The following is an 18,999-nucleotide window of genomic DNA, read 5'->3' as shown; positions in this document are numbered from 1 at the left end:
CAACCCTCAGTTCCGCCGGAGCAGCCGTTCCAGGTAATCCAGTTCCTCGCTCGGACGCGAAGGATCGCCCAGCCGGCGCCGCAGCTCTTCCAGGATCCGCCGCGCGCGCTGCGTCGCGCTTTCGTCTGCGCCGGGCACGCGCACGCGGCCATCGGCCCAGTCGCGCTGGCGCTGCGGCCGACCGAGCGGATCCTCGCGACCGCGCTGCTGCGCCGAGGGACGCCCCGCCGGCTGGCCGTCTGGCTCGCCAAAAGCGTTCTCGCCGGGCTCGCCGCCTTCGCCGGGCTGGCCCTGCATCTGCTGGGCGAGGTTCTGCCCGCCCTTGCGCAAGGCGTCGAGCGCACGCCCCTGCGATTCCAGCGCGCCCTCGCCCTGGCCCTGCCCGAGCTGCCCTTGCGCCTCGCCCATAGCATCCTCGGCCTCGCCGAGCTCGCCCTGCTGCGGCGCGCCCATGCCGCGCATACGGCGCTGCAACTCCTGCAGGCGCTCCTTCAGGGCCTGCTGGCGCTCGGCCAGGCTCTGTCCCTGGCCGTTCTGTCCCTGCTGCCCCTCGCCATTCTCGCCATCCTCGCCCTCGCCCTGATCTCCGGGCTGCTGCTGACCGGGCTGCTGTCCGCGCTGGCGCTGGCCCTGCTGGCCTTGCTGGCGCTGACCGGGCCGCGCCTGCTGCTGTTGGCCCGGGCGCTGGCCGCGCTGGGTGCGGTTCTGGCGCTGCTGCTCCTGCTGATAGGTCTCGTCACGCAATTGCTGCTGCTCGCGCGTCATCTTGTCGAGCTCGCCCAGTGCCTGGTTCATCTCGCGCTGGCGCGGGTCCTGCTGGCCCGGGCGGGCCATCTGCAGGTTGTTGAGCATCTGGTTGAGCTCTTCCATCAGGCGCTGAGCCTCGGCCATGTCGCCGCGCTTGGAGAGCTCCTCGATGCGGTCGAGCATGTTCTGGAGATCGCGCGGCGTCACGCTGCGGAAATTCTCCGGCAGCTTGGCCATGTTCTGGTCGCCATTCTGCTGCTGGCGCTGCATCTGCTCGGCGAGCTGGCGCATGAAGCGATCCATCGCCCGGCGCATCTCTTCGGTGAGCTTCTTGATCTCCTCCTCGGAGGCACCGCGCTCCAGCGCCTGCTGCAAATTCTCCTGCGCCGCGCGCAGCGCCCGCTCTGCGTCGGACATGTCGCCGTCCTCGAGCTGCAGGGCCATCGCCCACATCAACTCTGCGACCTCACGCAGCTGGTCGTCGCTGGTGGAGCCGCGCAGCCGCTCGTTGATCATGCGCATGCCGAGATAGACGCCGGTCTCCTTCATGAAGAGTTCGGGCTCGATCATCAGCGCGTCCATGGCGAGTTGGACCTTGCGTCGGTCCTCGACATCCATGACGAGCTTGCGGCGTTGCTCGACCAGGGCCTTTGCCAGCGGCTTGGTGAAGGTGCGCTGCGGCAGCGTCACCTCGACAGACTCGCTGCGGCCCTCCTGGCCGGCATCGTCGCGCGCGACCAGCGTCATGCGCACCTTCGCGCCAGCCCACGGGTGGGCCGAGAAATCGACCGTGCTCTTCATGTCCTCCTCGCCCGATGGCGAGGACGGCACGGCGAGAGACTGCTTCGGCGGCTCGACCAGCGAGCGTCCGCCCGACGCCGGCCCGGGCCGCGACACCAGAACCTCCGTCGCCGCGACGCCGTAATCGTCCTTGGCGCGGTAGCTGATGCCAAGCCCGCCAGATTGCGCGCCAGTCACGGGTTTTGGCGGCTCGATGAAGCTGATCTGCGGCGGCTGGTCGGCGATCGCGGTGAGGGTCAGCGTGCCCGAGGGCGCACCTGAACCGGTCAGCCTGAGCGTGCCGTTTCCGGCGAGCGTGAAGCGCTTCTCCAGCACGGCAGGCGTATCGCCGGAGGCCGGCCTTGCGTCCTTGGCCTCGGCCGGCGCCAACGGGTCGAGCCGACCGGTCGTCGCGACATCCATCGCCGTCTTGCCGGCGATGCGCACGACGATCGTCGATTTCTCGGGCGCGGAGAAATTCGGGCTGGCGAGCTTGCCTTGCTGCAATTTCGCGAAGTCGATCAGGATCGGCGGCAGGCGCGTATAGCCCGGCGGGTCGATCCAGGCGTCGATCCGGATGGAGGGCGTCGCAGCGGCCGGCCCGCGCCAGTCGAAGGCGGCCTGGAAGCGGCGTCCCGCCTCGTCGCCGGCGGCAAACAGTGCCGTGACGGCGGCGAGCAGCGGCACGGCCCGCAAGGCGAGCTTGTCGCGACCGGCCATGAGCGGGCGCGGCGCGGCGACCTTGAGCCCTGCGACCCGCCGGCCCTGGCGTTCGACATGGAGTTTCCACAGCGCCTGCGAAACCGGATCACTCGCTCCGACAGCCAGGCTGTCCTCGAGCGATGAGGCCGGGCGGTGCCCATCGGCCAATGATTTGTCGAGACGGGTGAGCGCATCGCGGCGGGTCGGCACGCGCGTGGTCGCGACGTGCCAGAGGCTTGCCAGCAGGCCGACACCGAAGAGCGCGACACCGAGCGCCCGCCCCTGCCAGGGCAGCCAGGTCCACAGGCCCGCCCATGAGACCGCGAGGAAGGTCAGCAGAATGGCGGCCGGCAACCACAATCTGGGCCAAAGCCGTTCCCAACCGAGCGAGACACGCGATGCAGCCGCTAACCGGCTGAGCCGCTTGCGGATGCCCTCGATCGATTCGGGCGCCTTGTGGCGCTCAGCTTCGTTCATGCAGTCGCTCCGAGCCGCCCCCGCGCCGTTCTCAAGCCATATGCCTGGTCACAGGCTAGCACGTGAATATGGCAAGGCCAGAGCGAAGACTGCCCCGGCCCCACCGCTCCGCGCTTCGTGAACGGGCGATCAGTCGAGCCAGGGCGGTGCACGATCCGTGCCGAGAAGCTCTTTATAGGTCTGGCGCGGACGCGTCACCGCGAACCGGTCGCCCTTGACCAGCACCTCCGCGACCAGCGGGCGCTGGTTGTAGGTCGAGGACATGCTGGCGCCGTAGGCGCCCGCCGTCATGAAGGCGATCAGGTCGCCGGGCTTCAGCGCCGGCAGCGCGCGGCCGGTGGTGAAGGTGTCGCCCGATTCGCAGATCGGCCCGACCACGTCATAGGCAACGGTCGCAACCCCTGTCGCGGACTCGGTGACCGGCCAGATCTCGTGATAGGCCTCGTACATCGCCGGCCGCATCAGGTCGTTCATCGCGGCGTCGACGACCAGGAACTGCTTGGTCGGGCGCGGATTGAGATGCAGCACCTGCGTCAGCAGGATGCCGGCATTGCCGACGATCAGGCGGCCGGGCTCGAAGCCGAGCTCGACGTCCAGCCCGTTGGTGACGCGCGCCACCATCGCGGCATAGGCCTGGATCAGATCGGGCCCGTGGTCGAAATCCTTCGGGATCTCATAGGGGATACCGAGGCCGCCACCGAGGTCGAGCCTGTCGACGCGATGGCCCTCGGCCCGCAGGTCGCCGACCAGCGCCGCCATCTTGGCATAGGCCGCCTCGAAGGATGCGGTATCCTTGATCTGGCTGCCGATATGCACCGCCAGGCCCATCATGCGCACGCCGGCCTGGTTGGCGGCGCGGGCATAGAGCCGGCCGACCTCCTCGAAGGAGACGCCGAACTTGTTCTCGGAGGAGCCCGTGGTGATCTTGGCGTGGCCGCCGGCACCGATATCGGGATTGACCCGAAACACGGCTTCCTGGCGCTTGCCGAGGCTGGCGGCGACGCGGGCAAGCAGGTCGAGTTCGTCCTCTGTCTCGATATTGACCTGGTAGATCCCGGCTTCGACTGCGAAACGCAGTTCGCTCTCGGACTTGCCGACGCCGGAGAACACGATCTTGTTGGCCGGGAAGCCGGCGGCGAGCGCCTTGCGGACCTCGCCCTCTGAGACGGTGTCGACGCCGGCGCCCAGCGCGGCCAGCGTCTTCAGCACGCCGAGATTGCCGTTGGCCTTCATCGCATAGAAGACATGGGCCCGGCCGTCGGGCGCGGCCGACTTCATCGCGGCTTCATAGAGCCTGTAGTGCCGCTCGATCGTGGCCGAGGAATAGACATAAACCGGTGTGCCGACCTCTGCGGCGATGGTGCGGAGATCGACGTCCTCGGCAAAAAGCGAGCCGTCGCGATAGCTGAAATGGTGCATGGTTGCTGCTCAAAAATCCGTCGGGATCAATCTCGACCGTCATCCTGACGAGCGCGCCCGCAGGACACGCATCGTGACGGATGCCCCAGCGGCTTTCGCATCCTGCTGGACCATCCTGCGAGGCGCCGCCTGGCGGCTCCTCAGGATGACGGCGTTAAATCAGTTGCGCTTCAGAGAATCGGGTCGAGCATGAAGCTCTTGTCGGGGACGGTGATGGCGCGGTTGGCTTTCGACGGTTTTGCCAGCGGCGAGACCTCGGTCGCGCCGGGCACGTCGACAGGCGTCGCGCCGATATCGCCATCGGGCAGATCGATCGCATTCGCTGCGGCCGGGGGCGGCTCGAGCGGCCCTTTGCGGCCGCAGGCGCCAAGGCTCAGTCCAAGCAGGCCGGCCACGATGATGGCGCGGCCGAGTTTCAGGCGGGGATACGGCACGAAAACAAACCCTCGGACTTGAGCAGAGGCGACAAGTGTAGCGAATAGGTCGGCGCGAAGCGAGCGATTGCCGTCATTGCGAGGAGCGCAGCGACGAAGCCATCCAGGAACGTAGAGCGCTACCCTCCCGGATTGCTTCGCTGTGCTCGCAATGACGGCTGAGGCTCAGCCGCGCTCCTTGGCCAGCCGCTTGAGCCAGCTCTTGGCCTGCTTGCGCACATTCGCCGGCGCCGTGCCGCCATAGCTGACGCGGCTCTTGACCGACTGCTCGACGCCGAGCACGGCGAAGACGGCCTCGGTGATCTGGGGCTCGACCGCCTGCATCTCGGCCAGCGTCAGCTTCTCCAGCCCGATCTTCTTCTCGGAGGCGAGGCCGACAAGGCGGCCGGTGACGTGATGCGCGTCGCGGAACGGCATCTTCAGCACCCGCACCAGCCAGTCGGCGAGATCGGTGGCGGTGGCATAGCCGAGGCCGGCGGCCTTCTTCATGACCTTCAGGTCGGGCTCCATGTCGCGGATCATCCCGGCCATGGCGGCCAGGCACAGCGAGAGGGTCTGGAGAGCGTCGAACGTGCCTTCCTTGTCCTCCTGCATGTCCTTGGAATAGGTCAGCGGAAGGCCCTTCATCATCGTCAGCATGGCCTGCAGCGCACCGAACACGCGACCGGCCTTGCCACGCACCAGCTCCGCAGCGTCGGGATTACGCTTCTGCGGCATGATCGACGAGCCCGTCGAGAACTTGTCCGAGAGCCGCACGAAGCCGAATTGCGGCGTCGCCCAGAGCACGATCTCCTCGGCCAGGCGCGACAGGTGCATCGCGCAGATCGAAGCGGTCGACAGCGTCTCCAGCACGAAGTCGCGATCGGAGACCGAATCGAGCGAGTTGGCGGTCGGCCGGTCGAAGTCGAGCGCCTTGGCGGTCATGTGCCGGTCGATCGGGAACGAGGTGCCGGCGAGCGCGGCGGCGCCGAGCGGGCACTCGTTCATGCGGGTGCGGGCATCGCGGACACGACCGCGATCGCGCGACAGCATCTCGACATAGGCGAGCAGATGGTGGCCGAAGGTGACCGGCTGTGCCGATTGCAGATGGGTGAAGCCGGGCATCACCGCGCCGGCATAGAGATCGGCCTTCTCGGCCAGAGCGAGCTGGAGATCGGCCATCTGGGCGTCGATCTCGTCGAGCGTGTCGCGGACCCAGAGGCGCATGTCGGTCGCGACCTGGTCGTTGCGCGAGCGCGCCGTGTGCAGGCGGCCGGCGGCGAGGCCGATCTTGTCCTTGAGGTTGCTCTCGATATTCATGTGCACGTCCTCGAGCGCACGCGAGAACGTGAACGAGCCGGCCTCGATCTCACCCTCGACCTGCTTGAGTCCGGCCTTGATCGTCGCGACATCATCCCTCGTCAGGATGCCGGTCTCGGCGAGCATGGCCGCATGGGCGAGCGAACCGCGGATATCCTGGCGCCAGAGGCGCTTGTCGAAATCGATGGAGGCGTTGATTTCCTCCATGATCGCGTCGGGCCCCGTGGCGAAACGTCCACCCCACATACGATTGCTCACGACGGTCTTTCCTGCTTCTAGGGCGCGATGAGGTCTCGATCGAAAATCCTGTACGCCGCCGGGGCCGTGGCCCTCCTGGCCCTCGGCGGCACAGCCTTCTACTCCGGCCTTGGCGATGCGGGCAACGCATCATGCGCCGCCGCGACGAAGACGGCTGCCTCCATGGCCCCCCTGGCCCGGGGCGAGGTCGCCGCAGTCGAGGTTCACGCCCGGCCAAAGCCGGCACCCGAGCTCGCCTTCACCGGTCCCGACGGCCAGCCCACCACGCTCGCCGCCTTCAAGGGCAAGACGGTGCTGGTCAATCTCTGGGCGACCTGGTGTGCGCCCTGCCTGAAGGAAATGCCGGCGCTCGACACCTTGCAGAAGGACATGGGCGGACCGGACTTCGCCGTCGTCGCCATCAACATCGACACGCGAAATCTCGACAAGCCCAAGACCTGGCTCGCCGAGAACAGGGTCTCCACCCTCGGCTATTACAGCGACCCGCAGGCGAGCGTGTTCCAGGTGCTGCGTACGACGCGCAAGGTCGAGGGCATGCCGGTCAGCCTGATCGTCGACAAGACCGGCTGCGAGCTCGGCATCATCCAGGGTCCTGCCGATTGGGCGAGCGCCGATTCCAAGGCCCTGCTTTCTGCAGCAAGCGGGCGCTGAAGCCGCGCCCGCCGGAAGGCTCCAGGCCGGGCAGCCTGTAACAGGACGGCGGTGTTGCGCCTCGCGATCCCGCCCCTTAGCTTGATGGCATGATCTATACGATAGGGCTGGCAACGACCTTTCACGATCCTGCCGTCGCGATTCTCGATCCCGATGGCGTCGTCATCTTCGCCGAGGCGACCGAGCGCTACCTGCAATACAAGCGCGCGCCCAATTGCGATGCCGATCTGGCGCCGCGCATGGAAGACCTCGTCCGGCGCTATATTCCGCCCGACGCCTCGGTACGGATCGCGACGAGTTGGGGCCAGGATTTCAGTGGCTTCCTCGACCAGATGGGCCGCGCCGGCTCGTTCTCGCTCGATGCGCTGCTCACGCTGTCGCCGCAGCTCAACCGCTCGCTGGTGCCCGAGCGGACCGAACGCGCCCTGATCGCCTCGCTGCATCACGCCCAGCAACGCGCTGGCCTCGGCACGCTGCTGGCGCTCGACCGTGCCTTCGGCAGCGCCGATATCGTCGGCCTGAGCCGGCATGGGCACCATCTCAGCCACGCGGCCTACGCCTGCTGGTCCTCGCCCTTCAGCAATGCCGCCTGCCTCGTCGTCGACGGCATGGGCGAAACCGGCGCCTCGGCCATCTTCGCGCTCAAGGATGGCGCGATCGCCGAGGTGAAGCGCCATCGCGGCCGCGAATCGATCGGCTTCTATTTCGGGCTCGTCACCGATCTCGCCGGCTTCGACCAGGCCAAGGGCGAGGAATGGAAGATCATGGGGCTCGCGCCCTATGGTCGAACCGACGACGCGCTGATGGCGCTGCTGCGAAAGCTCTATCGCATCGAGGGCCACAAGCTTTCCTTTGCCGATGCGCAGACCGTGCGCGCCGTCAGCGCCGAGATACTCGCGTTGCGCCCAGCCAAGGCGACCGAGGCCGGTTGGGCCGACCTCGCCCGCTGCGGGCAGGATGTCTTTGCCGAGATGATGGCGGCCCTGCTGGCGGAGACCGCGGCGCTGGTCGCCTGCGACAATCTCGTGTTGGCGGGCGGCTGCGCGCTGAATTCGTCCTTCAACGGCAAGATCATCGGGCGCCATGGCTTCAAGGAGGTTTTTGTCCCCTCCGCGCCCGCCGATGACGGCAATGCGATCGGCGCCGCCTGGCTTAGCCACGCGCAGGCCAATCCGGGCTGGCGCGCGCCAAAGGGACCGGCATCGCCCTATCTCGGCTCCGGTGTATCGACCGAACCTTTCGAGCGCATGCAGGCCTGGGAGCCGCGCCTGCGCAGGCTGGCACCCGACGAGATCGCGCCGGTGACAGCCGGGTTGCTGGCCGAGGGCAAGCTTGTGGGCTGGGTCCAGGGCCGCGCCGAATTCGGGCCGCGCGCGCTCGGCAATCGCTCGATCCTGGCCGATCCGCGCCCCGACAACGCCAAGGACCTGCTCAACGCCAAGGTGAAGTACCGCGAGGCCTTTCGCCCGTTTGCGCCTTCGATCCTGGCCGAGCACGGCCCGGCCTGGTTCGAGAACTACCAGGATGCGCCCTATATGGAGCGCACGCTGGTCTGGAAGGATGCTGTGCGGCGCCATGTGCCCGCCGTCGTGCATGAGGACGGCACCGGCCGCCTGCAAAGCGTCACGGCCAAGCGCAACCCGCGCTACCACGCGCTGATCTCGGCCTTTCACGCATTGACCGGCGTGCCGGTGATCCTCAACACCTCGTTCAATGTCATGGGCAAGCCGATCCTGCACACGGCCGAGGACGCGATCCTGATGTTCTACACCTCGGGACTCGATGCCCTGGTCGTCGACGATTGGCTGCTGGTGAAGTGAGCCGAGCGGCAGGATTTGCTGGCGGCCAGGCTATTACGTCCCATCGACCGCATCGGAGGAAGGCCTCATGCTGCAATTACGCCCGAACTGCGAATGCTGCGACCGCGATCTCGCGCCCGACAGCCGCGAGGCGATGATCTGCACCTTCGAGTGCACCTTCTGCGCCGATTGCGCGCACGCGCGCTTCGACGGCGCCTGCCCCAATTGCGGGGGCGAACTGGTGCGCCGCCCGATCAGGCCGGCTGGCAAGCTCGACACATATCCGGCCTCGCGCGAGCGCGTGACCAAGCCGCACCCGCAATGCGCGGCCTGATCATGTTCGTTACGGCTTGAGCGTGAGATCAGCTCGCCTGCTTGACGGCGATGCCCTTCTCTTCCAGCAGCGTCTGCAATTCGCCGGCCTGGAACATCTCGCGGGTGATGTCGCAACCGCCGACGAACTCGCCCTTGACGTAGAGCTGGGGGATGGTCGGCCAGTTCGAATAGGCCTTGATGCCCTCGCGGATCTCCTGATCCTCGAGCACGTTCACGCCTTTGAACGGCACGCCGACATAGGACAGGATCTGCACGACCTGGCCGGAAAAGCCGCACATCGGGAACTGCGGCGTGCCCTTCATGAAGAGCACCACATCGGCGGACTTCACTTCGGCATCGATGCGGGCGTTGACGTCGGTCATGGTTCGTCTCCAAAGGCGGGTTCAAGGCCCGCTGGCAAGGTCTTCGTGAATGCTCTGGTTCTAATTCTGGGGAACCGAAGTCGTCAGTGCAAGGGCATGAAGCACACCGCCCATGTTCCCCTGCAGGGACGCATAGACCATCTGGTGCTGCTGCACGCGGCTCTTGCCGGCAAACGCGGCCGAGGTAACCGTCGCGGAATAGTGGTCGCCATCGCCGGCGAGGTCCTTGATCACGACAGTCGCATCGGGCAGCGCCGCCTTGATCATCGCCTCGATCTCATGTGCATCCATCGCCATGGCAGTCGTCTCCTGTAGTCACGGGTCGCCGCCTTCCCGTCATTGCGAGGAGCGAAGCGACGAAGCAATCCAGGAAGGCGTAGAGCTCTTCGTGTCTGGATTGCCTCGCTAAGCTCGCAATGACGAAAGCGGCGCTGGAGTGGGTGGTCAGGCGGCCTTGCCGGCCATGTAGTCGGGCAGCCAGTTTTCATGGGCGCTCTTGAGCGCCTCGACTTCGACCGAGCCCTCGCCGGCGAAGCTGAGCGACGCGCCGCCCGTGGTGCCCAGACGCAGCGCCGGGACGCCGGCAGCCTTGGCTTCAGTGAGCACGGCATCGGCCGCAGCCTGCGGGACCGCGACGACATAGCGCGCCTGGTCCTCGCCGAAGAGCACGGCATGGGCCGGGCCGGCGGGGAGCTGCTCGATCGTGGCGCCTATGCCGCGTGCCATCGCCATTTCGGCGAGCGCGACGGCGAGACCGCCATCCGACAGGTCATGGCAGGTGCCAACACGGCCGGCCGCGATCAAGCTGCGCACAAACTCGCCGTTGCGACGCTCTACCGAAAGATCGACCGGCGGCGGGGCGCCCTCCTCGCGGCCGCAGACCGTGCCGAGATAGGCCGACTGCCCGAGCCAGCCCGTGGTCTCACCGAGCAGGATGATGGCTTCGCCCTCGCCCTTGAAGGCGACAGTGGCGTGCTTGGTGACGTCGGCGAGCACGCCGACGGCGCCGATCGTGGGCGTCGGCAGGATCGAGACGCCGTTGGTCTCGTTGTAGAGCGAGACATTCCCGGAAACCACGGGGAAGTCGAGCGCGCGGCAGGCCTCGCCGATGCCCTTGATGCAGCCCACGAGCTGGCCCATCACCTCGGGCCGCTCCGGATTGCCGAAGTTCAGGTTGTCGGTGACGGCAAGCGGCGTCGCGCCCACGGCGGTCAGGTTGCGCCAGGCTTCAGCGACCGCCTGCTTGCCGCCCTCGAAGGGGTCGGCCTCGCAATAGCGCGGCGTCACATCGGCGGTCATGGCCAGGCCCTTCGGCCCGTCCTCGATCCGGATCAGCCCGGCGTCGCCGCCCGGCGTGATCACCGAATTGCCCAGGATCAGCGTGTCGTACTGCTCGGTGATCCAGCGCTTGGAGCTGAGATCGGGCGAGCCGACGAGCTTGAGCAGGGCGTCCGCGGTTGAGACCGGCGGCTTGACCTCGCTGGCCGAAATGACGGCGGATTTGGGCGTCTCGACCCAGGGCCGGTCATATTCGGGAGCCTCGTCGCCGAGCTCCTTGATCGGCAGGTCGGCCATGGTCTCGCCCTGGTGCTTCACGACGAAGCGCAGATTGTCGGTGGTGTAGCCGACGACCGCGAAATCCAGGCCCCATTTGCGGAAGATCGCCTCGGCCGGCTCTTCATGGCCGGGCTTGATCACCATGAGCATGCGCTCCTGGCTCTCCGACAGCATCATCTCATAGGGGCTCATGCCGGCCTCGCGGCAGGGCACGGCATCGAGGTTCAGCTCGACACCGAGATCACCCTTGGCGCCCATCTCGACGGCCGAGCAGGTCAGGCCGGCCGCGCCCATGTCCTGGATCGCGTCGACATGGCCAGCGGCCATGATCTCGAGGCAGGCCTCGAGCAGCAGCTTTTCGGCAAAGGGGTCGCCGACCTGCACGGTCGGGCGCTTCTCCTCGGCGCCTTCGCCGAAAGCGGCCGAGGCCATGGTCGCGCCATGGATGCCGTCGCGGCCGGTCTTGGAACCGAGATAGACGATCGCCTTACCGACGCCGGAAGCCTTGGCGTAGAAGATCTCGTCGGCGCGGGCGATGCCGACCGCCATTGCGTTGACGAGGATGTTGCCGTCATAGCGGCTGTGAAAACCGGTGGCGCCGCCGACATTCGGTACGCCGAAGGAGTTGCCGTAGCCGCCGATGCCCGCGACCACGCCGGAAACCAGATGACGGGTGCGCGGATGGTCGGGCGAGCCGAAGCGCAGCGCGTCGAGCACCGCGATCGGGCGGGCGCCCATGGTGAAAACGTCGCGCAGGATGCCGCCGACGCCGGTCGTCGCGCCCTGGTAGGGCTCGATGAAGGACGGGTGGTTGTGGCTCTCCATCTTGAAGACGATCGCCATGCCGTCGCCGATGTCGATGACGCCGGCATTCTCGCCCGGCCCCTGGATGACCCAGGGCGCCTTGATCGGCAGCGTCTTGAGGTGGAGTTTCGAGGATTTGTACGAGCAATGCTCGTTCCACATCGCCGAGACGATGCCGAGTTCGGTGATCGTCGGCTCGCGCCCGATCAGGTGCAGGAAGCGCTGATACTCATCCGGCTTCAGGCCATGTTCGGCCACGAGCTGCGGGGTTATCTTGATGTCGTTGGGAATCACGGCGCGACGGTTCCTGATGATCCGGCCGCAACGGCCGGCGCCTACCGGCCCTTGGAGCCAGCTTTCGATTGCGCGGGGCATAGCGTGACTCAAGGCCGGAGACAACGCATTCCAGCCCGGAACGGGGTTGCGTTTACGCGTCGAGCGCCTGAAGTGCGTTGCGCAGCGCATCCGGGATTGGCACCGGCCGCTGCGTCAACCGCTCGACGTAGACATGGGTGAAGCGCCCCTGGGCCGCGGCAAGCTGCGCGCCCTGCCGAAATATCCCGAGGCGATAGGTCACGGAACTCGAGCCCAGCCGCTCGACGCCGAGCCCGATCTCGACGGTCTCGGGGAAGGCGACGCTCTCGAAATAGGTGCAGGTGGTCTCGACCACGAGCCCCACCACAGGGCTGGTCTGCGGATCGAGAAAGCCGTTCTCGATCAGCCAGGCGTTCACGCCGGTGTCGAACCAGGAGTAATAGACGACATTGTTGACGTGCCCGAACACGTCGTTGTCGTGCCAGCGGGTCGGGATCGGCCGGAACAGCGCGAAGGCGTCGCGAGACAGGCGGGGCTGGCGGGTGGTCATGGGCATTTCCCCGTCATGGCAGGTGTTGAGCAGGCCGTGTCGTCATTGCGAGCGAAGCGAAGCAATCCAGGCAGGCGTCGTGCTCTAGGAGACTGGATTGCTTCGCTTCGCTCGCAATGACGGTGTGGTTCACGCGCCAGCCTTGTCCCCTGCCCCGATCTCCGGCACGCCCAGCGCATCGGCGAGCCTCGCCTTGGCGGAGCCTGGACGCAGCGGCTTCTGCTGGCTCTCATGCGGAGCCCAGCCTGAAAGCCAGACCATCTCGAACGTCGCCCGCAGGCGCCCGTCGGCATCGGCATGGCGCTCCGCATAGAGCGTCGCCGCCCGCGCCAGCGTGTCGCGCCGCAAGCCCGATTTGCGCCGGTCGGCCAGCGCATTGGTCCAGCCGAGCGCGCGCAGGTCGCGCAGCAGTCCAAAGATGTCGCCATAGCGTACGGTGACGAGTTCGCTGTCGACGACGGGCAGGGCAAAGCCTGCCCTTTGCAGCAGCGAGCCCATGTCGCGGAGATCGGCGAAGGGCGCGATCCGGGGAGAGACGCCGCCCGAAGTTTCGGCCTCCGCCTCCAGCAGCACCTGACGCAGCTCCTGCAAGCTGCGTCCGCCGAGCAGGCAGCCCATGAACAGCCCGTCGGGCCTCAAGGCACGGCGGATCTGGATCAGCGCGCCGGGCAGGTCGTTGACCCCATGCAAGGCGAGCAGCGAAACAGCCAGATCGAGGCAGGCGGGCGCGAAAGGCAGACTTTCGAGATCGCCGACCACTGCGGCATCGCCACCCGGCGCCTCTGCCATGCGCAACACCGCATCCGCCTTGCCCCGGAGCACCGGAACCGCGACCGGCAGCGCGGTTCCGAGATCTGCGGCAAGCGCGAAGCGCCGCAGCACGGCGGCCAGCCGCTCGTCGAGGTCTTCTGCCGCACGCGCCAGCAGGAAATCGGGATAGCCCGCCGCCAGCGCGCGCCCCAGACGTTGCCGGACCAGCGCGCGGTCGAAGATAATGGCCGTACCGCTCATTGCGGGGCTCCCGGATGGACGCCGCGGCTCAACGCTCCAGCAGTCGCTCGATTTCCTCGCGCAGTTGCGGACCGAGATCGCCGCGGTCAAGCGCATAGGCGATGTTGGCCGTGAGGAAGCCGATCTTCGATCCGGTGTCGTAGATGTCGCCGTCGAAGCGTACCGCATGGAACGGCTCGAGCCGCGAGAGCGCGATCATCGAATCGGTCAGCTGGATCTCGCCGCCGGCGCCCGGCTCCTGGTTGGCGAGCAGGTTGAAGATCGTCGGCTGCAGGATGTAGCGGCCGGTGATGTGGAGGTTCGAGGGCGCAGTCCCCTTGGCCGGCTTCTCGACCATCTTGGTCACCTTCGAGACCTTGGCCTTGGTGTCCTCGACGCCGACGATGCCATATTGGTGGGTCTGGTCGTCGGGCACGGGCGCCACCGCGATGAGATTGCCGCCATGCTTGTTGTAGGCCTCGATCATCTCGGCCAGGCAGCCCTTGCCGTGGCTGTGATGCAGCATGTCGGGCAGGAGCAGCGCGAAGGGCTCGTCGTCGCCGATGATGTCGCGAGCGCACCAGACGGCATGGCCCAGGCCCAGCGGCGCCTGCTGGCGGGTGAAGCTGGTGGCGCCGGCGGCGGGCAGATCGCCCAGGAGGCCTTCCAGCTCCTTGATCTTGTTGCGCTTGCGCAGGGTGTCGTCGAGCTCATAGGCGAGGTCGAAGTGATCTTCGATCACCGCCTTGTTTCGGCCGGTAATGAAGACAAAATGCTCGATGCCGGCGGCACGCGCCTCATCGACCACATGCTGGACGACGGGGCGATCCACGATCGTCAGCATTTCCTTGGGGATCGCCTTCGTCGCAGGCAGGAAGCGGGTGCCGAGGCCGGCGACGGGAAGAACGGCCTTGCGGATGCGTTTCGTCATGATTGTCCATTTCGCGTGCCTGACCGGGTATGCGGCGGCGAGAGAGAATGAATTAGCGACACGGTTCACAACCCCCGATGAACGCGGCCGGCGGACGGCGATAGCAGAACGACCTTGATGGCTCGTCAACGTTTTTTGCGTAGAGGGGGTTCATTCCAATCCGGCAGACAGGACAGCATATGGCGATTCTGGTTTCGGGCGGCGCCGGCTATATCGGCAGCCACATGGTCCTCGAACTGCTCGATCGCGGCGAATCAGTCGTCGTGCTCGACGATCTCTCGACCGGATTCTGGTGGGCGGTGCCCAAGGAAGCCACCCTCGTCCGCGGCGACATGGGCGACCAGGAGCTTGTGGCACGCGTCATCGCCGAGCACGGGATCACCGAGATCGCGCATTTCGCCGCAAGGATCGTGGTGCCCGATTCCGTCAGCGATCCCCTCGGCTACTACCTCAACAACACCGTGAAGACGCGCGCGCTGCTGGAAAGCGCCGTGCGTGGCGGCGTCAGGCACGTGATCTTCTCCTCGACGGCCGCCGTCTATGGCGAGCCACAGGTCTCTCCGGTGCCCGAGGACATCGCGCTGAACCCGATCAACCCTTATGGCCGCTCCAAGCTGATGAGCGAATGGATGCTCGCCGATGTCGCTCGCGCCCACGGCCTGACCTATGTCGCGCTGCGCTACTTCAACGTCGCCGGGGCCGATCCCAAGGGTCGCTCAGGCCAATCCTCGCCGAATGCGACGCATCTGATCAAGGTCGCGAGCCAGGCGGCACTGGGGCAGCGCGCCGGGCTCGAGGTTTTTGGCACGGACTATCCGACGCCGGACGGAACCTGCGTGCGCGACTATATCCATGTCACCGATCTCGCCCGGGCCCATCTCGCCGCGCTCGACCATCTGCGCGCGGGCGGTGCGAACCTGACCCTGAACTGCGGCTATGGCCGCGGCTATTCGGTCAGCGAGGTCATCGACGTCGTGAAGCAGGTCTCCGGCGTCGACTTCCCCGTGAAGCTCTCGGGCAGGCGCGCCGGAGACCCGGCGTCGCTGGTAGCCAAGGCCGACCGCATCCGCGCCGAGCTCGGCTGGCAGCCCGAGCATGACGACCTCGGCGAGATCGTCCGCCAGGCCTTGGCATGGGAAGAGGCGCTGAAGACCCGCAACGCGCTCTAGGGCCGCAGCGGGCCCGCTCAGGCGGGCTCGCGCAGGTCCAGGGGATCGCGGACTTCGATCACGGTGAGGCGCTTGACCTCGCCCGAGCGCGTCGTCCAGTCGATCGAGCGGCCGCTGGCCATGCCGATCAGCGCCACGCCGATCGGCGTCACCACCGAGATCTTCCTGGCGGCGATGTCGGCATCCTGCGGCCAGACCAGGGTCACGGTCGCTTCCTTGCCGGTGGTCTCGTCGCGATAGGTCACGGAGCTGCCGATGCGGACATGCTCGGCCGAGTTGCGGCCTTCGGGCAGGATGCGGGCGCGGTCCAGCTCGAGACTGAGTTCGGCCGCCAGCTCGGGCATGGTGTCGCTCGCCCCTTCCGCGATGCGGCTCAGCATGTGGTGGTCCTGAGAGGTAACGACGATGGCGGGCCGCGAGCGGCCCCTTGTGCGGGTTGTCATGGCAGTCTCGCTTGGTGGCGCGGCGACAGCACGTCCGGCCGAGGCTTCAGCCTCGGCGCAGGTCTGTCAGAACCGCAATCGAATGGGAGAGGAATTCAAAGCGCCTTGCACCCCGTGCCCGAGGCGCGCAGCGCGACAGGCCCGGGGCTAGTGGCCCGCGATGAGGTTGCCCGACCGATGGCGGCCGCGACGGAGCTGGGAGGCGCTGTTCATGGCGCCATGCTGCCGCCAGTGCCGCCTTCTTGTCAAATCGCAGCCGTTTCCGGGGGCCGGGGCGCTGGCCGATTGCGCCCGCTTAACCTTCGGTTAATCTTGTTCGGGCGCTGTAGGCGTCGAGTGACTCTGAAGCCGCCGAGGAAACCCATGCGCCTGTCCGTCATCGCCGCTGCGGCCCTGATCAGTCTGGCTCCGGCCCTGGCGCAGACGACCGGCTCGATCAATACATCGGCCGCGCGTGCCCGCGATGCGCAAGCCGTCCCGGCCTCCGGCTTCGATGCCTTCCTGAAAGGGCTTTGGCCCCAGGCCCAGGCGCGCGGCATCTCGCGTGCCACATTCGATCTCGCCTTTCGCGGCCTGACACCCGATCCGTCCATCGTTGCACTTACGAAGAAGCAGTCCGAGTTCACCGCGCCGATCTGGGGCTATCTCAACAGCGCGCTCGGCGGCACCCGCATCGCGCGCGGCCGGGAGGCCGCGGCCAGCAACGCCACCGTGCTGGCGCAGATCGAGGCGCGCTACGGCGTGCCCAAGGAGATCGTGCTCGGCGTCTGGGGCATGGAGACCAATTACGGCTCGTTCAAGGGCGACAAGGACACCATCCGCTCGCTCGCGACGCTGGCCCAGATCCGCTACCGCGGCGACTTCTTCCGCGATGAACTTTTGACGGCGCTCGAACTGATCCAGAAGGGCCATGTCGAGCGCTCCGAGCTGCGCGGCTCCTGGGCAGGCGCCATGGGTCACACCCAGTTCATGCCGTCGAGCTACATGAAATATGCCGTCGACTGGACCGGCGACGGCCATGCCGACATCTGGAGCTCGACCTCCGACGCGCTGGCCTCCACCGCGAACTATCTCAAGGGCTATGGCTGGGTGCCAGGCCTGCCCTGGGGCATCGAGGTGACGCTGCCGGACGGCTTCGATCACAAGCTCAACAAGGCCAGTTTCTCGTCCTTCGGTTCGGCCGGCGTGCGCCGCGCCGATGGCCGCACCCTCCCCTCCTCGGGCGAGGGCCGCCTGTTCTACCCCGCCGGCCATCGCGGGCCGGTTTTGCTGCTGACCGAGAATTTCGACGTCATCAAGAAATACAACTCGTCGGACGCCTATGCGCTCGCAGTCGGCCATCTCGGCGACCGCATCATGGGTCGGCCGGAGATCCAGGCCGATTGGCCAGTCAAGGCACCGCGCCTCGACAAGGCCGCGACGCAGGATGTGCAGCGCCGGCTCAAGGCTCTTGGGCTCTATAGCCATGACGCCGACGGCCGCATCGGGACCGGCACGCGTGAAGCCGTGCGGCAGTACCAACTGCGCGCGGGCGAGATCGCCGACGGCTACCCGACCCCGGCCCTTTTGGCACGGATGCGCGCCTCCCGCTGACGTCGAGCGCGTTTTGGGCTAGGATGGCGGTTCCGCCGCGCCAGACGCGGCGCCGGGTCGAGCCAATGCGATTGCGCTCAATCATCGCGGTTCTGGGGGCCGCCTGCCTGCTCCTGCTGACAGGCGGGCCGTCCTCATTCGCCGAAGGCGACACCATGCTGACCCGCGACCCGACGCTGCAGCGCGGACGCGGCTTTTTCCTCTTCGGCGCGCCGGCAGCGCCCAGGGCCGTCCTCGCACCGCGCCCGGCACGGATCGTCCCGGCCATGCCGCGCCGCAGCGCGCCGGTCGTGGTGCGCGACGACCCCGTCCTCCCCAAGGTCGACGTGGCGCACCACATCCTCGTGCTCGGCGATTCGCTCGGACACCTCCTGGCCGGCGGGCTCGACGACATCCTGAATGACCGACCCGATGTCGCGGTGGTCCACAAGGCCAAGCTCGATTCCGGGCTGGTTCGCGCCGATTTCTACGATTGGCCCAAGGCTGCGACGGAACTGCTCGCCAGCGACCAGGCCAGCAGCATCGGCGTCATCCTGCTCGGCCTCAACGATCGGCAGGCGATACGCGAGGGCGAGACCGTGCACGAGCCGCTGAGCCCACGCTGGCTCGAACTCTACCGCGCCCGCATCGACGCGGTCACGGCCGCCTTCGCCAGCAAGCGCGTCCCGTTGATCTGGGTCGGCATGCCTCCGGTCCAGAATGCGCGGCTATCGGCGGACTTCGTCACCTTCAACGAGATGTTCCGGCAGCAGGTCGAGAAGGCCGGTGGCCAATATGTCGATCTCTGGGGCGCGTTCGTCGATGCCGAGAACCGCTATGCGGCCACTGGGCCCGATGTCAGCGGCCAAACCATGCGGCTGCGTCTCGGCGACGGCATCCACTTCACGCCCGCCGGCGCGCGCAAGGCCGCCCATTTCGTCAACCTGCTGATCCGCCGCATGATCGATGCTGCGCCGCAGCAAGGCATCATCGCCCTGCCCGTTTCGCCGGAGACCGGCGCGCCGACCAGCCCCGAATTGCAGCCCGGCGGCGTCGAGCGGATGATCGACGTCATGGTCGGCAACCAGCTTGCCTCGCCTGGATTGCCGGCGGCGCTCCAGGCCCGGCCGCTGGCGGGGCCCATCCTGCCGCTGACGGGCCATCCGCGGACCGGCGAGCAGGCCCTGCTCGCCTCGATCACGGATGCGCGCGGGCGCGGCGAGGCGTCGCTGCAGCTCGACCGCGTCTTCGGCGAGGGCATCGCGCCCGAGCCCAAGCCCGGCCGCCTCGACGATTACCGCTGGCCGCGCTGAGCGGCGTCATCCTCGGGCAACGCGCAGCGCAGGCCCGGGGATCTCATTACGGAAGACTCTTGTTTCCGAGATGGTCGGGTCAAGCCCGACC

17 protein-coding genes are annotated in these 18,999 nt (G+C 67.3%); 6 read left to right on the top strand and 11 right to left on the bottom strand.

The features are described 5' to 3' along the window. Positions 1–6: 6 nt before the first annotated feature. From AC1D2L_RS14020 to argH, 4 genes are all read right to left on the bottom strand, one after another. Positions 7–2,706, bottom strand: coding sequence for a TIGR02302 family protein (locus tag AC1D2L_RS14020; protein WP_476846479.1), 2,700 nt, complete (start codon positions 2,704–2,706; stop codon positions 7–9). A gap of 129 nt (positions 2,707–2,835) precedes the next feature. Then, positions 2,836–4,125: a diaminopimelate decarboxylase gene (gene lysA, locus AC1D2L_RS14015; protein ID WP_476846478.1), complete on the bottom strand. Its 1,290-nt coding sequence runs from the start codon at positions 4,123–4,125 to the stop codon at positions 2,836–2,838. 170 nt (positions 4,126–4,295) lie between these two features. Then, positions 4,296–4,559, bottom strand: a complete 264-nt coding sequence (gene lptM / locus AC1D2L_RS14010) for an LPS translocon maturation chaperone LptM (protein WP_476846477.1) — start codon at positions 4,557–4,559, stop codon at positions 4,296–4,298. Between the two features lie 165 nt (positions 4,560–4,724). Continuing rightward, the gene (gene argH, locus AC1D2L_RS14005; protein ID WP_476846476.1) at positions 4,725–6,116 is read right to left on the bottom strand and encodes an argininosuccinate lyase; all 1,392 of its coding nucleotides are present in this window, start codon (positions 6,114–6,116) and stop codon (positions 4,725–4,727) included. Between the two features lie 66 nt (positions 6,117–6,182). Between argH and tlpA the strand changes: the two genes are divergently transcribed. The 3 genes from tlpA (at position 6,183) to AC1D2L_RS13990 (ending at position 8,900) form a co-directional block, all read left to right on the top strand. Next, positions 6,183–6,767 (top strand): thiol:disulfide interchange protein TlpA, encoded by a 585-nt coding sequence (gene tlpA / locus AC1D2L_RS14000; protein ID WP_476846475.1) that lies wholly within the window; start codon positions 6,183–6,185, stop codon positions 6,765–6,767. An 89-nt stretch (positions 6,768–6,856) separates the two neighbouring features. After that, on the top strand, positions 6,857–8,587 hold the full coding sequence (locus AC1D2L_RS13995) for a carbamoyltransferase family protein (RefSeq protein WP_476846474.1): 1,731 nt from the start codon (positions 6,857–6,859) through the stop codon (positions 8,585–8,587). 67 nt (positions 8,588–8,654) lie between these two features. Beyond that, a complete protein-coding gene (locus AC1D2L_RS13990) occupies positions 8,655–8,900 on the top strand; it encodes a DUF1272 domain-containing protein (RefSeq protein ID WP_476846473.1) in 246 nt (81 codons plus the stop codon). A 28-nt stretch (positions 8,901–8,928) separates the two neighbouring features. Here the strand turns inward: AC1D2L_RS13990 and grxD are convergent, their stop codons facing one another. The 6 genes from grxD to AC1D2L_RS13960 all read right to left on the bottom strand — a co-directional run bounded on the left by grxD (position 8,929) and on the right by AC1D2L_RS13960 (position 14,411). Then, on the bottom strand, positions 8,929–9,264 hold the full coding sequence (grxD, locus tag AC1D2L_RS13985) for a Grx4 family monothiol glutaredoxin (protein WP_476846472.1): 336 nt from the start codon (positions 9,262–9,264) through the stop codon (positions 8,929–8,931). Between the two features lie 60 nt (positions 9,265–9,324). Continuing rightward, positions 9,325–9,561: a BolA family protein gene (locus AC1D2L_RS13980; protein ID WP_476846471.1), complete on the bottom strand. Its 237-nt coding sequence runs from the start codon at positions 9,559–9,561 to the stop codon at positions 9,325–9,327. 147 nt (positions 9,562–9,708) lie between these two features. Then, a complete protein-coding gene (purL, locus tag AC1D2L_RS13975; RefSeq protein ID WP_476846587.1) occupies positions 9,709–11,919 on the bottom strand; it encodes a phosphoribosylformylglycinamidine synthase subunit PurL in 2,211 nt (736 codons plus the stop codon). Between the two features lie 133 nt (positions 11,920–12,052). Beyond that, complete coding sequence (locus tag AC1D2L_RS13970; RefSeq protein ID WP_476846470.1) at positions 12,053–12,490, bottom strand: acyl-CoA thioesterase; 438 nt, start codon at positions 12,488–12,490, stop codon at positions 12,053–12,055. A 129-nt stretch (positions 12,491–12,619) separates the two neighbouring features. Then, the gene (locus AC1D2L_RS13965) at positions 12,620–13,501 is read right to left on the bottom strand and encodes a methyltransferase domain-containing protein (protein WP_476846469.1); all 882 of its coding nucleotides are present in this window, start codon (positions 13,499–13,501) and stop codon (positions 12,620–12,622) included. A gap of 28 nt (positions 13,502–13,529) precedes the next feature. Further along, a complete protein-coding gene (locus tag AC1D2L_RS13960; RefSeq protein WP_476846468.1) occupies positions 13,530–14,411 on the bottom strand; it encodes a UTP--glucose-1-phosphate uridylyltransferase in 882 nt (293 codons plus the stop codon). A gap of 179 nt (positions 14,412–14,590) precedes the next feature. On the opposite strand from AC1D2L_RS13960, the gene galE reads away from it, so the two are divergent. Beyond that, positions 14,591–15,580 (top strand): UDP-glucose 4-epimerase GalE, encoded by a 990-nt coding sequence (gene galE / locus AC1D2L_RS13955; RefSeq protein ID WP_476846467.1) that lies wholly within the window; start codon positions 14,591–14,593, stop codon positions 15,578–15,580. A 17-nt stretch (positions 15,581–15,597) separates the two neighbouring features. Here the strand turns inward: galE and rnk are convergent, their stop codons facing one another. Beyond that, entirely contained in the window at positions 15,598–16,023 is a 426-nt protein-coding gene (gene rnk / locus AC1D2L_RS13950) for a nucleoside diphosphate kinase regulator (RefSeq protein WP_476846466.1), read from the bottom strand. A 363-nt stretch (positions 16,024–16,386) separates the two neighbouring features. Here rnk and AC1D2L_RS13945 point away from each other — a divergent pair, with 363 nt between their 5' ends. Together AC1D2L_RS13945 and AC1D2L_RS13940 are read left to right on the top strand one after the other, a co-directional pair. After that, positions 16,387–17,616, top strand: coding sequence for a lytic murein transglycosylase (locus tag AC1D2L_RS13945; protein ID WP_476846465.1), 1,230 nt, complete (start codon positions 16,387–16,389; stop codon positions 17,614–17,616). 65 nt (positions 17,617–17,681) lie between these two features. Next, on the top strand, positions 17,682–18,908 hold the full coding sequence (locus AC1D2L_RS13940) for an SGNH/GDSL hydrolase family protein (RefSeq protein WP_476846464.1): 1,227 nt from the start codon (positions 17,682–17,684) through the stop codon (positions 18,906–18,908). Positions 18,909–18,999 lie beyond the last annotated feature (91 nt).

Source organism: Allobosea sp. P1_B10, assembly GCF_056406735.1.
This window is presented reverse-complemented; position numbering and strand designations above follow the sequence as displayed.

What these genes read in the sequence shown, in the direction of transcription:
- AC1D2L_RS14020 (WP_476846479.1), bottom strand. Translation starts at nt 2,706, where the DNA reads ATGAACGAAGCTGAGCGCCACAAGGCGCCCGAATCGATCGAGGGCATC.
- lysA (WP_476846478.1), bottom strand. Translation starts at nt 4,125, where the DNA reads ATGCACCATTTCAGCTATCGCGACGGCTCGCTTTTTGCCGAGGACGTC.
- AC1D2L_RS13995 (WP_476846474.1), top strand. Translation starts at nt 6,857, where the DNA reads ATGATCTATACGATAGGGCTGGCAACGACCTTTCACGATCCTGCCGTC.
- AC1D2L_RS13990 (WP_476846473.1), top strand. Translation starts at nt 8,655, where the DNA reads ATGCTGCAATTACGCCCGAACTGCGAATGCTGCGACCGCGATCTCGCG.
- grxD (WP_476846472.1), bottom strand. Translation starts at nt 9,264, where the DNA reads ATGACCGACGTCAACGCCCGCATCGATGCCGAAGTGAAGTCCGCCGAT.
- AC1D2L_RS13980 (WP_476846471.1), bottom strand. Translation starts at nt 9,561, where the DNA reads ATGGCGATGGATGCACATGAGATCGAGGCGATGATCAAGGCGGCGCTG.
- AC1D2L_RS13970 (WP_476846470.1), bottom strand. Translation starts at nt 12,490, where the DNA reads ATGACCACCCGCCAGCCCCGCCTGTCTCGCGACGCCTTCGCGCTGTTC.
- AC1D2L_RS13965 (WP_476846469.1), bottom strand. Translation starts at nt 13,501, where the DNA reads ATGAGCGGTACGGCCATTATCTTCGACCGCGCGCTGGTCCGGCAACGT.
- AC1D2L_RS13960 (WP_476846468.1), bottom strand. Translation starts at nt 14,411, where the DNA reads ATGACGAAACGCATCCGCAAGGCCGTTCTTCCCGTCGCCGGCCTCGGC.
- galE (WP_476846467.1), top strand. Translation starts at nt 14,591, where the DNA reads ATGGCGATTCTGGTTTCGGGCGGCGCCGGCTATATCGGCAGCCACATG.
- rnk (WP_476846466.1), bottom strand. Translation starts at nt 16,023, where the DNA reads ATGACAACCCGCACAAGGGGCCGCTCGCGGCCCGCCATCGTCGTTACC.
- AC1D2L_RS13945 (WP_476846465.1), top strand. Translation starts at nt 16,387, where the DNA reads ATGCGCCTGTCCGTCATCGCCGCTGCGGCCCTGATCAGTCTGGCTCCG.
- AC1D2L_RS13940 (WP_476846464.1), top strand. Translation starts at nt 17,682, where the DNA reads ATGCGATTGCGCTCAATCATCGCGGTTCTGGGGGCCGCCTGCCTGCTC.